At 50.2% G+C, this 14548-nt stretch carries 16 protein-coding genes; 5 read left to right on the top strand and 11 right to left on the bottom strand.

What is annotated here, in order from left to right:
* Positions 1–77: 77 nt before the first annotated feature.
* The 7 genes from EZV61_RS00895 to cutA form a co-directional block, all read right to left on the bottom strand.
* Positions 78–1589: a S10 family peptidase gene (locus EZV61_RS00895; RefSeq protein WP_131414019.1), complete on the bottom strand. Its 1512-nt coding sequence runs from the start codon at positions 1587–1589 to the stop codon at positions 78–80.
* A 128-nt stretch (positions 1590–1717) separates the two neighbouring features.
* Complete coding sequence (accC, locus tag EZV61_RS00900) at positions 1718–3061, bottom strand: acetyl-CoA carboxylase biotin carboxylase subunit (protein WP_114339877.1); 1344 nt, start codon at positions 3059–3061, stop codon at positions 1718–1720.
* Positions 3062–3076: 15 nt separating this feature from the next.
* Positions 3077–3529: an acetyl-CoA carboxylase biotin carboxyl carrier protein gene (gene accB / locus EZV61_RS00905; protein WP_131414020.1), complete on the bottom strand. Its 453-nt coding sequence runs from the start codon at positions 3527–3529 to the stop codon at positions 3077–3079.
* Positions 3530–3557: 28 nt separating this feature from the next.
* Positions 3558–4010 carry a type II 3-dehydroquinate dehydratase gene (gene aroQ / locus EZV61_RS00910; RefSeq protein ID WP_114339879.1) on the bottom strand — a complete coding sequence of 151 codons (453 nt, stop codon included), beginning with the start codon at positions 4008–4010 and terminating at the stop codon, positions 3558–3560.
* 296 nt (positions 4011–4306) lie between these two features.
* On the bottom strand, positions 4307–4882 hold the full coding sequence (locus tag EZV61_RS00915) for a hypothetical protein (RefSeq protein ID WP_131414021.1): 576 nt from the start codon (positions 4880–4882) through the stop codon (positions 4307–4309).
* Between the two features lie 15 nt (positions 4883–4897).
* Entirely contained in the window at positions 4898–6664 is a 1767-nt protein-coding gene (locus EZV61_RS00920; protein WP_131414022.1) for a protein-disulfide reductase DsbD, read from the bottom strand.
* The gene (gene cutA, locus EZV61_RS00925) at positions 6664–7032 is read right to left on the bottom strand and encodes a divalent-cation tolerance protein CutA (protein WP_240695127.1); all 369 of its coding nucleotides are present in this window, start codon (positions 7030–7032) and stop codon (positions 6664–6666) included. Before cutA ends, EZV61_RS00920 begins: the two co-directional genes overlap by 1 nt.
* Before the next feature lie 118 nt (positions 7033–7150).
* Here cutA and EZV61_RS00930 point away from each other — a divergent pair, with 118 nt between their 5' ends.
* The 4 genes from EZV61_RS00930 (at position 7151) to EZV61_RS00945 (ending at position 10745) form a co-directional block, all read left to right on the top strand.
* Entirely contained in the window at positions 7151–7669 is a 519-nt protein-coding gene (locus EZV61_RS00930; protein ID WP_131414023.1) for an FxsA family protein, read from the top strand.
* A gap of 147 nt (positions 7670–7816) precedes the next feature.
* Entirely contained in the window at positions 7817–8107 is a 291-nt protein-coding gene (locus EZV61_RS00935) for a co-chaperone GroES (RefSeq protein WP_114339883.1), read from the top strand.
* A 54-nt stretch (positions 8108–8161) separates the two neighbouring features.
* The gene (gene groL, locus EZV61_RS00940; RefSeq protein WP_131414024.1) at positions 8162–9820 is read left to right on the top strand and encodes a chaperonin GroEL; all 1659 of its coding nucleotides are present in this window, start codon (positions 8162–8164) and stop codon (positions 9818–9820) included.
* A gap of 211 nt (positions 9821–10031) precedes the next feature.
* On the top strand, positions 10032–10745 hold the full coding sequence (locus tag EZV61_RS00945) for a MipA/OmpV family protein (protein ID WP_131414025.1): 714 nt from the start codon (positions 10032–10034) through the stop codon (positions 10743–10745).
* A 65-nt stretch (positions 10746–10810) separates the two neighbouring features.
* On the opposite strand, the gene EZV61_RS00950 is transcribed toward EZV61_RS00945, so the two are convergent.
* The 3 genes from EZV61_RS00950 to epmB all read right to left on the bottom strand — a co-directional run bounded on the left by EZV61_RS00950 (position 10811) and on the right by epmB (position 12642).
* On the bottom strand, positions 10811–11062 hold the full coding sequence (locus EZV61_RS00950; RefSeq protein ID WP_131414026.1) for a hypothetical protein: 252 nt from the start codon (positions 11060–11062) through the stop codon (positions 10811–10813).
* Positions 11063–11177: 115 nt separating this feature from the next.
* Positions 11178–11501, bottom strand: a complete 324-nt coding sequence (locus EZV61_RS00955; RefSeq protein ID WP_130566184.1) for a prephenate dehydrogenase — start codon at positions 11499–11501, stop codon at positions 11178–11180.
* 76 nt (positions 11502–11577) lie between these two features.
* On the bottom strand, positions 11578–12642 hold the full coding sequence (gene epmB, locus EZV61_RS00960; RefSeq protein WP_131414027.1) for an EF-P beta-lysylation protein EpmB: 1065 nt from the start codon (positions 12640–12642) through the stop codon (positions 11578–11580).
* Positions 12643–12674: 32 nt separating this feature from the next.
* Here epmB and efp point away from each other — a divergent pair, with 32 nt between their 5' ends.
* Entirely contained in the window at positions 12675–13241 is a 567-nt protein-coding gene (gene efp, locus EZV61_RS00965; RefSeq protein ID WP_114339894.1) for an elongation factor P, read from the top strand.
* Between the two features lie 108 nt (positions 13242–13349).
* Here efp and EZV61_RS00970 read toward each other — a convergent pair whose 3' ends face one another.
* Positions 13350–14378 (bottom strand): porin, encoded by a 1029-nt coding sequence (locus EZV61_RS00970; protein ID WP_131414028.1) that lies wholly within the window; start codon positions 14376–14378, stop codon positions 13350–13352.
* Positions 14379–14548: the final 170 nt, after the last annotated feature.

Raw genomic sequence — 14548 nt, forward strand, 5'->3', positions numbered from 1 at the left:
GGGTAGAACGATATCTAGTTAAGGTACAAGCAGCTTTGCACCGATAGTGCCAAGCTGCTGCTGGATTTGTGCGCTAACTAGGGAGTTTCGATAAACCTACGGACATCATCGGTAAGCTGTTTTAGGCTGGGTTCGTGGACATACATCATATGTCCGGCCGGATAATAGGTCATGGTGACACGCTTTGGATCGATGCCGTAATGGGCAAAGGATTGTTCGGTAGCGAAAAAGGGCGTTGCCATATCGTAGTAGCCATTGGCGACAAAGATCCTGAGATCACGATTTTGGCGCATCCCTTTAGCAATCAAAGGAGCGACATTGATGACGTTTTCTTCTCGGGGCGAGCCGCCCATGGACCAATCCCAATGCCTGTAAACTTCGCTGCTCAGGATCTGATAGATCTCATTACGCTCAACTCCGATCTGGCGTCCCAGGTAGTCATTTATCGCTGCGGTATAAGCCGCGGCGATACCATAACCCGACGGATCGGCTTCGAACGTTTCCCCTGCGCTGTCGGCATCAGTACCTAAATAACGGGAGTCCAGACGGCCTACGACTTTTCCTTGTTCACGAAGCAGCTCTTTCATAAAACGCATCTCATGAATACGCAGATCGGTTGCGGCGAGATACTGCTTGGAGAGTCCAGTGTATTGATGCAGCTTTTCGATGATCACTGCACGTTCTTCTGTGGTCAGCCGACTGCCTTTGAGCAGGGCAACAGAGTATTCATTGAGAACAAACGCCTTCACTTCTTCAATGAATGGCGCCAACTGTTCGGGTTTGTTAGGCAGTGCATCGTGATACCAAGCGGTGGCTGCATAAGTCGGCAGGAAGCTCATAAACGGTTGCTCATTACCGGGAAAAAAGTCACCGGTTTGGTAATCGACAATGGCTGATATCAACAAGATGCCGTTTAGATTCACGGCGTTCCAGCCCTCTTGTAGCTCGCGTACCAGCGCCCCGATACGCGTCGTGCCATAGCTTTCGCCTGCCAGGTAACGGGGTGAGTTCCAGCGTTTGTGTTCACTGATAAAGTGACGGACGAAGCGAGACAGCACTTCAGCGTCTTTTTTCACGCCCCAGAAATCGGTGCCTTGATACTCCCCTATTGCTCGGGAGTAACCCGTGCCAACGGGGTCAACGAACACCAGGTCGGCAATGTCCAGCATCGCTAACGGGTTGTCGATCAGGGGATAAGGCGGTGCGCCTGCATTTTCACCATTGGAGGGGACAACGACACGTTTTGGTCCAAAGCCCCCCAGGTGCAGCCAAACTGACGCGCTGCCAGGGCCGCCATTGAAAAAGAATATCAGCGGTCGTTGCTCACTCTTTTTCTTGCCGGTAGCGATATAGGCCGTGCTAAAGATACTGGCCATTGGCTTGCTGTCATCATCGACCAGATGAGTATCAGCGGCGATAACGCGGTACTCGATCTTTTTATCATTGAATTTTCCTGACAGCTTTTTCTCCACCCGCACCGGTTCGGGGAGCGCTTTCGTGGTGTTTTGTTCGGTGGCTTCTTCGGCGATCGCAAAGCGACACAAGAGTATAGATAGCAAGCTGATGAATAATAGATTGGCGGGCTTCATGTCGGTCTCTGAATGGTTAATTAGCGCGACTTAAATCTATACGCCGGTGTTGACCAAGCGCAAGGGGGATCTGATTTTGCTAATAAAAAAGGCTGCCGAGGCAGCCTTTAAGAGCATAGCAGTGGTGATTACTGCAAACCGAGTTTCTTTTCCAAATAGTGGATATTCGCACCACCAAACTGGAAGTTCTCGTCGGCCATGATCTCTTTGTGCAGGTTGATGTTGGTCTTGATCCCTTCGACTACGATCTCATTCAGCGCGTGCTTCATGCGAGCGATGGCGACATCGCGGCTTTCGCCGTAACAGATCAGCTTACCTACCATAGAGTCATAGTTCGGCGGCACTGAATAATCAGTATAGATATGGGAATCCCAACGCACCCCTAAACCACCCGGAGCATGAAAGCGCTTGATCTTACCTGGCGACGGAATAAACGACTTAGGATCTTCTGCGTTAATCCGGCATTCAATGGCATGACCACGGATCTTAATCTCTTCCTGAGTGAAAGAGAGCGGTTGGCCTGCAGCCACGCGCAGTTGCTCTTTAATCAGATCCACACCGGTGACCATCTCTGTCACAGGGTGCTCTACCTGAATACGGGTGTTCATTTCGATGAAATAGAACTCGCCGTTCTCAAATAGGAATTCGAAGGTGCCAGCACCACGGTAGTTAATCTCTACACAGGCTCGGCAGCAGCGCTCACCGATAAAGCGGCGCATCTCTTCAGTTACGCCTGGCGCAGGTGCTTCTTCAACCACTTTTTGGTGGCGACGTTGCATAGAACAATCGCGCTCACCAAAGTGGATCGCACTGCCCTGACCGTCAGCCATGACCTGAACTTCGATATGGCGAGGGTTCTCGAGGAACTTCTCCATGTAGACAATATCGTTGTTAAAGGCAGCTTTAGCTTCGGCGCGAGTCATGGCGATCGATTGGATCAGCTCTTTCTCTTCCCGAACCACGCGCATACCACGACCACCACCACCACCGGAGGCTTTGATGATCACAGGGTAGCCGATACGTTTGGCGATAGAGATATTCTTCGCCTCATCGTCGCCCAGAGGCCCATCAGAACCGGGAACACAGGGGACACCCGCTTTCTTCATCGCCTCAATGGCTGAGACTTTGTCACCCATCAGGCGGATGGTTTCGGCCGTTGGCCCAATAAAGATGAAACCACTATTCTCTACCTGTTCGGCAAATTCAGCGTTCTCAGCCAAAAAGCCGTAACCAGGGTGGATAGCCACTGCGTCGCTAACTTCTGCCGCACTGATGATGGACGGTACGTTGAGGTAGCTTTCTTGGGCTGGCGCATTACCGATACAGATCGACTCGTCGGCCAGCAGTACATGTTTTAGTTCGCGGTCAGCAGTGGAGTGCACTGCGACTGTCTTGATCCCCAGCTCTTTACAAGCTCTGAGGATACGAAGCGCGATTTCGCCGCGATTGGCGATGACGACTTTATCCAGCATGACAATTCTCTGTGGTTATTCGATAACAAACATGGGTTCGTCGAACTCAACAGCGTCGCCGTTGTTGACCAGGATCGCTTTAATAACACCGGACGTGTCTGCTTCGATCTGGTTCATCATCTTCATCGCTTCGACGATGCAGAGGACGTCTCCAGCATTTACATGCTGGCCGACTTCGGAAAATGGCTTAGCTTCAGGCGATGATGCGCGGTAGAAGGTACCGACCATAGGTGAGCGAACCAAATGACCCGCCGGTTCGTCAGCTACAGGAGCCGCTGCTGCCGCAGGTGCTGCGGCTGGTGCTGCAGCTGGTGCGGCCGCTGGCGCGGCTTGATACTGGACCGGTGCCTGCATCACTGTGCCACCACAGCTGATGCGCACGGATTCTTCACCTTCGGTGATCTCCAGTTCATTGATACCTGATTCTTCGACTAACTCGATCAGTTTTTTAATTTTGCGAATATCCATCGATTTCTCTCTGCGTTAGTACGTTGTTCTAGTCGTTGGGGCACAGTCGGCGACATGCCGCCTGCAGTGCAAACTCATAACCTTGAATGCCCAAACCGCAAATGACGCCTTCTGCTACATCAGACAAGTAGGAGTGGTGGCGGAACGATTCGCGGGCATGGACATTGGACAGGTGTATTTCTATAAATGGAATAGCCACCCCCAGCAGTGCATCGCGTATTGCCACACTGGTGTGAGTGAAAGCGGCAGGGTTAATCAAGATGAAGTCCATCTTTCCCCGCGCCTTATGGATCGCTTCAATTAGCTCATGCTCAGCGTTGCTTTGAAGATGGGAAAGCTGCACACCATAAGAAGCGGCTTGGGCATCAAGTGCCTGAACCACATCGGTCAGTGTTTGATGGCCATAGATCTCAGGCTCGCGTAAACCAAGTAGATTTAGGTTTGGGCCATTCAGCAATAAAATGTTGAGTTTTGCTTCCATCTTGCAGGCTTTTTCTTCTAATTCGTGTTTATGGGCTATTGCACGTCAAATCTGAGCAAAATTTAGCTTTTTGAGCTGTCGGAACGGTGAAAAGTTCCCGCTTTTTTCGAATTATATTGTTTTCGCAGAAAATCGCAGCATTTTTCTGGTCGAATCAGTGCAAAGTTTTGATGTTGATTAGAGGTTTTACTCTAACTTGGCTTATCTGAACAGTTAAATACTGCTCCAAGCATAGATGAAGTGGCGGAGTCTGCCGCTTTTGTTTGACACTGTGCAGCGAGATTTGTTCAGGCGAGTTAGATCTCTGTTTTCCCCATCTTTATCTCGGCTTTTTCAAATAACGGCATATAGGCTTCTTGTTGATAAAGCTTGAGCGCAATAGACATCACCATGATCTCACCCTCTGCCGGTGGGTTTTTGACTTTTGCTCCAACACTGATGGCAAATGAATTTAGCTCAGGGTCATTGGCGGCAAACTGCTGAAACGATTTAAATGCAGACTCACCTTCATCGGTGAGTTTCATTTCGTAGTCGATCCAGTGCAGCGGTGCGCGCAGCCAGCGCTCTTCGGTGCGCGGAGTTTCCGAGATCAGTTCAAAGTTGAAGGTTTTCATTAGTTGCCCGTTGGGGCTGGCGAGCGTGACTTCGAGTATGGTCTGTTCTGGCTTTAACCCAACCGCCTCCTCAACCGTCACCTTTGCCCGAATATCTTCGGGCTTAAGTTCGACAAACTCTTCTGGGCCAAACTGGCTCATTTTGACCATGGTGGATAAGGGAACGCTGGCGCACCCCAATACCCCCATCAACGTGAGTAGGGCGACGGCGATCACTCGCCGTGTTGCCATCCAGGAAAATGAGCATGCAGCTGTCATGGTTGCAACGATCCCTTATTCGGCCAAGACTCTGTCCAGGTGTTCGGCAAAACGATCCGGCCCTTGGAATCCGGTAACTCGCAGTGTTGCCAACTCGGCGGCACTGGGGTCATAGAATACCAAGGTTGGCAGTCCGAGTACGCCAAGGGACTCCAGTAATGCAATGGCTTCGCCACTGTTGTCGGTCACATCGGCCTTAAGCAAAACAAACTGATCTAGACGCTGAACCACGTGTTCCGCTGGAAACGTTTTCTGTTCAAACTCTTTGCATGCCACACACCAATCAGCATAAAGATCCAGCATCACCGGCTTACCTGCTGCTGCCGCAGCGTCAACCTGTTGTTGTAATTCGCTGACATTCGCCACGTTAATAAACTGGCCGGTGATGGTTGCTGGTTGCTGCTTCAGGCCATTGATGGCGGTCCAACCCCCAACAGTCAAAGCCAATACCACGACAGTGATGCGGGCGGTAAAGTGGCCACGTTCCGCGCCGTATTTAGTAAAGGCAAGAAACAGCAGGGTGACAGTAATCAACAGTGCCCATAGCAAGCTCTCTACTATGGTGGGGAGCAGGCGGCCAACCAACAGCAGTGCGGCAGCTAATAGGACAAAACCAAACAACATCTTAATGCTGTCCATCCAGGCGCCTGCCTTCGGTAGGAGTTTGCCGCCGCTAGTGCCGATGATCAGTAAGGGTAACCCCATACCGACACTTAACAGGTAGAGAGCCAGACCGCCGAGAACCAGATCACCCGACTGCGCAACATAGAGTAGCGCGCCGGAAAGGGGCGCCGTAGTGCATGGTGAGGCGACGAGACCAGAGAGCACACCCATGATACCCACACCGATATAGCTGCCACTCTTTTGGCTGTTGCTGACATTGCTGATGCGGCTGACCCAATGGCTGGGCAGTTGGAAATTAAACGCGCCAAACATTGAAAGAGACAAAACGACAAACAGACCACCTAAACTTAGTAGTACCGCTGGGTGTTGTAGTGCAGCCTGAAATTTCAAACCGGCGGTTGCTACCACTAATCCCAGTGCCGCATAAGTGATCGCCATTCCCTGGACATACACCAATGACAAGCTGAAGGCGCGGCGAGTGGTTAATTTGTCACCTTGGCCGACCAGAATGCCGGAAAGAATGGGGTACATAGGAAAAACGCAAGGGGTGAAAGCCAACCCTACGCCTAAGATAAAAAACAGCAGTAGTGCCCAACCTACACTGGCTTCGCTAAGTAGCGCGTTAAACCCACCTTGATCCATAGGCACGCCGGATGCTCTCTCTATTGTCGCGTTGCCGTCTGCCGCAGGTGTGTCTGTGGCTAGGGCTGCGGCAGCTTCGTCCGGTTGCGGTTGCAGGTAAACGGTTTTCCGAGTTGGCGGATAACACAAGCCGGCAGCAGCACAGCCCTGATAGGTGACCGTGAGCTCAGCGTTGTCGGAGATACTGGAGACAGGGACAGTGATGACGGCCTGATGATAATAGACTTGAGTCTCACCGAAGTACTCATCCATGTAGAGGATACCGGCGGGGCGTTCAGCGGTGCCCATCTCTGCGCCGTTAACTTTAAATTTGAACTTGTCACGGTACAGATAGTACTCATCGGCTACCTGCCAATTTAGCTCAACACTGCTTCCGTTTTGCTGATAGCTGAATTGGAAAGCCTCATCAACGGGGAGAAATTGATCATCTGCGGGCAGTAGACCCGATAACCCAGAGGCCGATACCAATGTCGGCAGTAGGAACAGCATCGAGAAAAAGCGCATTTTTAACCACATTATTTTGTGTCTCTCTGTAAACATTGGCCTAACCAGGCCAGGTAATCGGCGCTACCATCTTCGATGGTTACCACCAAAAATTCGGGTACGTCGTAGGGATGCAGCGCCGTCAGCCGTGCCTCGAGATCCGACAGAGTGCCGTGGTCACTTTTAATAAGCAACTGTACCTCATTGGTTTGCTCGATCTTATCCTGCCAACGATAAATAGACTGCATTTGCGGAATAAGATTGACACAGGCAGCCAGACGTTCTGCTACCAGACAGCTCGCGATCCGTTGTGCATGTTCAACGTCCGGGCACGCAGATAAGACCAGTTTGGCGGTGATTTGCTTTCGCTGTTCGGTGACGTTTTTTTCTGCTGATGCCACGGAAGGGAACCTTGTTGCATTTAACCTGTCCCATTTTTAACCGGTTGCTGCATTGATAAAAGGGCATAACGCCCAAATATAGAGATTTAAGCCAACCCCACAGCATGAGAGGTGCATTTTGGCGTTTGTTCTTTTTTTGATGTTTATTTTTATTCCTATCCTTGAAGTTAGCGTCATTATCCAAGTGGGCAGCGTGTTGGGTGTGATGCCCACGGTTGCACTGATGATCCTTTCAGCAATGATTGGCGCCTCACTCGTGCGCAGCCAGGGGGTTGCTACGCTGATGTCGGTGCGGCAAAAAATGGCTCAGGGCCAGATGCCCAGCACCGAGATTGTTGAAGGGCTGCTGTTATTGGTTGCCGGTGTGCTGCTGGTTACGCCTGGCTTTGTCACCGACATCGTCGGCATCCTCATCCTGACGGCACCGCTGCGTAAGTTGGTTGCGTTGGCATTGATCAAGCGCTTCCAGTTTCAGGTGGTCAATGCAGCGGCGCCTGGCGGGGCTTACTATGCCCATAGTCGACCAGGATTTGACTCATCGGCGGCCAGCGCCAATGAACCTTTGAATTCGACATCTACAGAGTCGAGTGACCGCCGTGGTCATGTGATTGACGGCGAGTTCGAAAGAAAAGATTAGATCTGTTTCAGCGGGTTAGGTTGGTTTTTTGATTTTTTTTCACCTGTCCCGCTTGGTTTTTTTCTACCCATCCCCATCTTAAATCCACCAGCGTCCTCAAGTGGCGCTTCTTATATCAACTAAAGGTTAATCTCGGGAGATCAATAGATGACTATCCGTCCATTACAAGACCGTGTTGTGGTTAAACGTTTGGAAGAAGAATCTACGTCAGCAGGCGGTATTGTCCTGACTGGCAGTGCTGCTGAAAAGTCCAGCAAAGGTGAAGTTGTAGCAGTAGGCGCTGGCCGCACCCTTGATAACGGTGATACTCGTGCCGTTGCCGTGAACGTTGGTGACACAGTTCTGTTCGGTGGTTACGTCGAAAAAGCCCACAAAGTTGATGGTCAGGAGTTACTGATCATGAAAGAAGACAACGTACTGGCAGTGATTGAAGCGTAAGTAATACGCGTATTCAGGTAATCAGAACGCTAAAGAATTTGAGGAAAGAGAAAAATGGCTGCAAAAGAAGTCAAATTTGGTGAAGACGCACGCGTAAAAATGCTGGCTGGTGTAAACGTACTGGCTAACGCAGTAAAAGTTACTCTGGGCCCTAAAGGTCGTAACGTCGTTCTGGATAAGAGCTTCGGTGCACCTACCGTAACTAAAGACGGTGTTTCTGTGGCAAAAGAGATCGAGCTGGAAGACAAGTTCGAAAACATGGGCGCACAGATGGTGAAAGAAGTTTCTTCTAAGACCTCTGATGATGCCGGTGATGGCACCACCACTGCGACAGTACTGGCACAAGCGATCGTCAACGAAGGTGTTAAAGCCGTTGCTGCTGGCATGAACCCAATGGATCTCAAGCGCGGCATCGACAAAGCGGTTATCGCTGCGGTTGCTGAGCTGAAAGAACTCTCTGTACCTTGTGCTGACAGCAAAGCGATTGCTCAGGTAGGTACTATCTCTGCTAACTCTGACGCTCATGTTGGCGAAATCATCGCTACTGCGATGGACAAAGTCGGCAAAGAAGGCGTTATCACAGTTGAAGATGGCCAGGGTCTGGAAAATGAACTGGACGTGGTTGAAGGTATGCAGTTTGACCGTGGCTACCTGTCTCCTTACTTCATCAACAACCAGGAAACTGGCAATGTTGAATTGGAAAGCCCGTTCATCCTGTTAGTTGACAAGAAAATCTCCAACATCCGTGAACTGCTTCCTGTTCTGGAAGGTCTGGCAAAAGCAGGTAAGCCACTGCTGATTATTGCTGAAGACGTTGAAGGCGAAGCGCTGGCAACCTTGGTTGTAAACAACATGCGCGGCATTGTGAAAGTGGCTGCTGTTAAAGCACCTGGCTTCGGTGACCGTCGTAAAGCGATGCTGCAAGATATCGCTGTGTTGACTGGTGGTACGGTTATTTCTGAAGAAGTTGGCTTGGATCTGGAAAAAGCGACATTGGAAGATCTGGGTACAGCTAAGCGTGTGGTTATCAACAAGGATAACTCAACCATTATTGATGGTGCAGGCGACGCTGAGATGATTGAAGGCCGTGTCGGTCAAATTCGTCAGCAAATCGAAGAAGCCTCTTCAGACTACGATCGTGAGAAACTGCAAGAGCGTGTAGCCAAGTTGGCTGGCGGTGTTGCTGTGATCAAAGTGGGCGCAGCGACTGAAGTTGAAATGAAAGAGAAGAAAGCGCGCGTAGAAGATGCATTGCACGCAACTCGCGCAGCCGTAGAAGAGGGCGTGGTTGCCGGTGGTGGTACTGCGCTGGTACGTGTTGCTGCGAAGATCGCCGAGCTGGAAGGCGACAACGAAGATCAGAACCACGGCATCAAGCTGGCTCTGCGTGCGATGGAAGCTCCTCTGCGTCAAATCGTAACTAACGCGGGTGAAGAAGCCTCTGTGGTAGCTAATAACGTACGTGGTGGCGAAGCTAACTACGGCTACAACGCTCAAACCGGCGTTTACGGTGACATGATCGACATGGGTATTCTTGACCCAACTAAGGTAACTCGTTCAGCACTGCAGTTTGCAGCGTCTGTGGGTGGCTTAATGATCACCACCGAAGCGATGGTGACTGACGTACCTCAAGAAGCAGCTGCTGGTGGCACCCCAGATATGGGCGGCATGGGTGGTATGGGTGGCATGGGTGGCATGGGCGGTATGATGTAGCCTTCCGCTTCCTAAGCGACCAAAAAACCCGCCATCTGGCGGGTTTTTTTATATCTGTTGGTAATGAATAATTGCATTTACCGGTCTACTGATGACATGGCTGGTAGTGAAAAGTTCAGAGCCAGATCGATAAATTTGATCCATGCACGGAGATATCTCGTTCTCTGGCTATACTAAAAATCAAAACGATAAGAAACAGTAAGGGAAGCCAATGCGGAATGTTGTAAAGGCGCTTAGCCTTGCGCTGCTGGTTAGCGGTGCCGCACAAGCGACTGAAGTCACTGATGGTGTGGCTACTGCTGGCGATCGTTTTCCGAATTTTCCCCTACTCTCCCAGCAACTTGCGCAGCAACCAGAAAAAGACCTACAGGTTGAATACCGAGGCGCACAATTTGTTGTCTCTGAAGCATCGTCACAACCGCTGTTTTCCAGTACCAAGCATTCGGTGGCAACGTTGGTGGAGCATAGTCAGGATCTGTGGGAGCCAGCGTTCGACTCCGAGGAAGAAAAAGATCGGGTCAACTTGGGCGCTGAGTATCGTTACCAGGACTTTTGGGGAACGGTGGCCGTGTCACTCGTATCAGAGCTCAGTGAGCAGGCGCGGGGAGAATACGGTAAGTTAAGTTACAGCTACCCTTTGCAGGTGACCGGCGATCTGAAGCTGTTTCCCGAAGTGAGTTACACCTATATGAACGGTGAGTACGCCGAGCATTATCTTGGTCAGCCATTGCTCGCTGAAGATGGTAGTGCGGTCACGGAGGGTGCATCCAAGGTGAGTGTCGGCGTTGCTGCAAAGCAGGGCCTCAGTGAAAGCTGGCAACTGAATTACAATGCCGCTGTTGGTAAGCTCGAAGCGAATGAAGCGAAAGCTGAAGCGCCAGTTTACGAATACACGTTAGGCGTTGGTGTGGCGTACAGCTTTTAGACAAGATCAGCGGTACCCTTTTTTACTCGATTAATTGTCCCTTTCTCTTTTCCTTTCACGCTCGCTTATACCAGTGCGGCGACCGCTCTATATAACTCAATTGCTCGGCTACGAGTGAGGTTGGACGCTTCAGCGGCCTGTCCTAAAGAGTTTGATACCTGCACGGATTCGGTTGCATCCTCCTCTGTCGTTTCTGACGAAGGCGGCGCTGCCACTACCTCACTGATACTGGCTAAGGCAGTTTGTTGCGCGTTATTACGCTGTGGTGGAAGCTGCTGCGTCACTGAGGCGGCGACGTTCGCATTTACGGGTTCCATTAACTTAAACCTATATCACCAAGCTGTAACGATGATCTGTTGAAAGCCTGCTCTAAGTTTAGTCGATTTTAACCCGCTTGCATGGGGCGAAGCCGCTGGAGAAAGAGTGGACCGCTTACTTGGCTTTTAGGTTGCGCTTAAATTCTGCCAGCGTGCGCAGGAGCAGTTCCAGTTTGCTTACCCATGTTTTTAGCTGTGCTTCGAATTTGTCGGGCGAAGCCGTTTTCAGTGGTTCGATCTCAGCAGCGAGCTCTTCAACATAGGGAACAAATCTGATCGCTTCACATTCAAAGCCTTGATCTTTACGGAAAACGGCGTCGAACTTCCCGACATCAAGCTGCAGCATTTCGTTGAGGATGGCATCAGCATCAATTGCTTGTCGGTAAGCCTGTTTTAAATTGGCACTGAGGTGTTCAAAAAGCTGGTCATGGCTCGACATCTAAAGCGGTTCTCTCATATCAAAGGTATCTATAGTCGGTTGCTATTCTAGCGCTTTCTTCTGCACATGGGCAGTGTCAGCTTTGCTGGAAAAAATCGAGATCTGTTTGCTCAATAAATGGGTTAAAACCTAAATCTATGGGGGTTTTGCTTTGCTGTCCGGCTATTTCACGGACAAACTTGGGTACTAAGAAACCGGGTAGACGCTGCATCATTGCTTTGTTTAGCGCCTGTACCCGTGCTAGCGGCAAGTCAAAGTGTTCTGCTTGGGCGACCTTATCCATTAGGTGTAGATAATAGGGTTGTATATCGGCTTCAAACAGGCGTTCGCTTAACGCACACAATGCATCGGCTGAGTCATTCACCTGTTGCAATAGTACGCTTTGGTTGAGCAGCCAGATCCCGGCTTGTTTTAGTTTCTGAGCTGCCCGTTGTAGTGCGTTATCAATTTCATTGGCGTGATTGATATGCAGCACCATTAATGCTTTTAATCTTGAGCTGGCTAAGCGACAGACTAGCGCATCGGTAATACGGCTTGGTATCACCACGGGTAAGCGCGTATGTATGCGCACACGGCGTAGATGGGGGATCTGCTCTAGCTGAGTCAGTAGCCAGTCAAGCTGCTGATCGTTGGCCATTAGCGGGTCGCCACCAGAGAGCAAAACCTCGTTAATCTCAGGGTGAGCCGCTATGTAGTCAAATGACTGTTGCCACTCCTGCTTGCTAGGGCTGTTATCGCCGTAAGGAAAGTGACGGCGAAAACAGTAACGACAGTTTACCGCACAGCCACCACGGAGGATCAGGAGGACACGGCTTTGATACTTGTGCATTAAGCCTGGTGCTTGGGTGTCATGTTCGCCAAGCGGGTCGCTAACATAACCGTTGGATGTAATGAGTTCATCGCTCAGCGGCAGAACTTGGCGTAGCAGTGGGTCATTCGGATCGCCTTTTACCATGCGATCGATAAATGGTTGAGGAACACGCATCGGAAATTGCTTTCTCGCCGCAAAGCCGTCGGCGAATGCAGTTTGATCTATCTCAAGCATGGTAAGCAAAACCGCCGGATCGGTGATCGCTTTTGCCAGCTCTTGTTGCCATGGTCGTTCACCCTCGAGGGGTTTTCGGGTTATCATCTGCGGCATTTGAAATAATCAGCTTTGGTAACGAGGTAGAAATGGCGACGTATAGTACCAACGAATTTCGTGGAGGGCTAAAATTCATGCTGGATGGCGAGCCCTGTTCAATTATTGATAACGAGTTCGTGAAGCCTGGCAAGGGTCAAGCCTTTAACCGTGTAAAGATCCGCAAACTTATCTCCGGTAAGGTGTTGGAAAAAACTTTCAAGTCGGGCGAAACGGTCGAAGCCGCTGACGTCATGGATATTGAACTGGCTTACCTCTACAACGATGGTGAGTTCTGGCACTTTATGAACAATGACACATTCGAGCAGCTTGCGGCGGATGCTAAAGCGATCGGTGATCAAGAGAAGTGGTTGGTTGAGCAAGACGTTTGCACCATTACTACCTGGAATGAGAATCCAATCTCAGTGACTCCACCTAACTTCGTTGAACTGGAAGTGACTGAAACCGATCCCGGTTTGAAAGGTGATACGGCCGGTACCGGCGGGAAGCCAGCAACATTGAGCACCGGTGCTGTGGTACGTGTGCCGCTGTTTATTCAGATTGGTGAAGTAGTGAAAGTAGATACTCGTACCGGTGAATACGTTTCCCGTGTGAAGTAAGTTATTACTATCGACGCTAAGAAAAGCCGCTTGGAACAGCGGCTTTTTTGTTATTAGGTGAACGTCCCTGTTCTGGCAACGGCTCCCTAAAACTTATTTCAAAACCTCTTAGAAGCTGTGACTGATGCCGACAGAGAAGTAGTCAGAGTCCGATTTACTACTGCTATTGGCGGCGGTACGGTCGGTGTACCAGGCATAAAGAGCGGTCTTTTTGCTGAAGTCATAGCTGGCCCCAACGCTATAACCCTCTTTAAAATCGACCGCCGGACGGGAACCATCAACGTGTTCCAGTTTGTGCATATCACTTTGTTGATATTGGCTACGTAGTGACACGTTATGGGTCAGTTGATAGGCCGCACTTGCCAACCAGCCTGATTGCGCGCTGCCTGTACCATCAGAGCGTTCAGATTCTTGCCACATACCGCCGATGGTTAGGTTGGCTAACCTGGCTTGCGCCGTGGTGCGAATCGTATCGAAATTATTTACATCATCGTCATAAGCGACAGCGGCATAGAATGGCGTGCTGTTTAACTTACTGTCGCCATACATCAAGGCGGTAGAGAAACCATCACTGTCGCTTTCACCGTTGACTGAGTCACTTTCGTTATCTGCGCCGGTGGCCACCCAGGTCATGCCTAACGTAAAGCCGGCAAGGGACGGGCTTATGTAAGTCAGGGTTTCGGACATACGGTTTTCGCCGACAAACATATATTTCAGATCCCCTTCAAAATCGTTGAACTGATCGACTTTGCCCTGACTCATTTTTAGCATGGTGTCATGGCGGCCAATCTTACCCGTACCAAAAGTTTTACTGTGAAGACCGACAAATTGGTTTCGGTTTTTGATGGTGTCATCGCCATCTTCGATCACCGCTTCGTATTCGAGTTGGTAGATAACGGATAGGTCGTCATTAACGCCGACATCGCCTTTTAGTCCGAAACGCGAAGCGTTACTCGACATATCCGTAAATGAGCCATCACCTTCGTCGGAAACTTGCCATGACAAGTTGAGCTTGCCGTATACCTGTACGCCGTTGAGTATCTCATCAACGCCGACATTGGCATGTGCTGTCAGGGGGATGGATGCGCTGGTGAGGAATGCAATAGTGATAGGACTGCGTTTAACAATGGACTGCATTTAAAACTCCTGTACTTCATTAATTCTCAGTGAGTAGTGCTGAAGTTTGGCCACTGTTTATGACAAATATATGTCCATAACATGCTGAATAATAAGAAAGTTGTTGGGTTTTTGTTGCGTTTGTTTTAACTTGTGTCGGCAAGTGCCTCAATGGTTATCGGCTTACGTTT

It is taken from the genome of Corallincola luteus (assembly GCF_004336975.1).
Lineage (GTDB): Bacteria > Pseudomonadota > Gammaproteobacteria > Enterobacterales > Neiellaceae > Corallincola > Corallincola holothuriorum.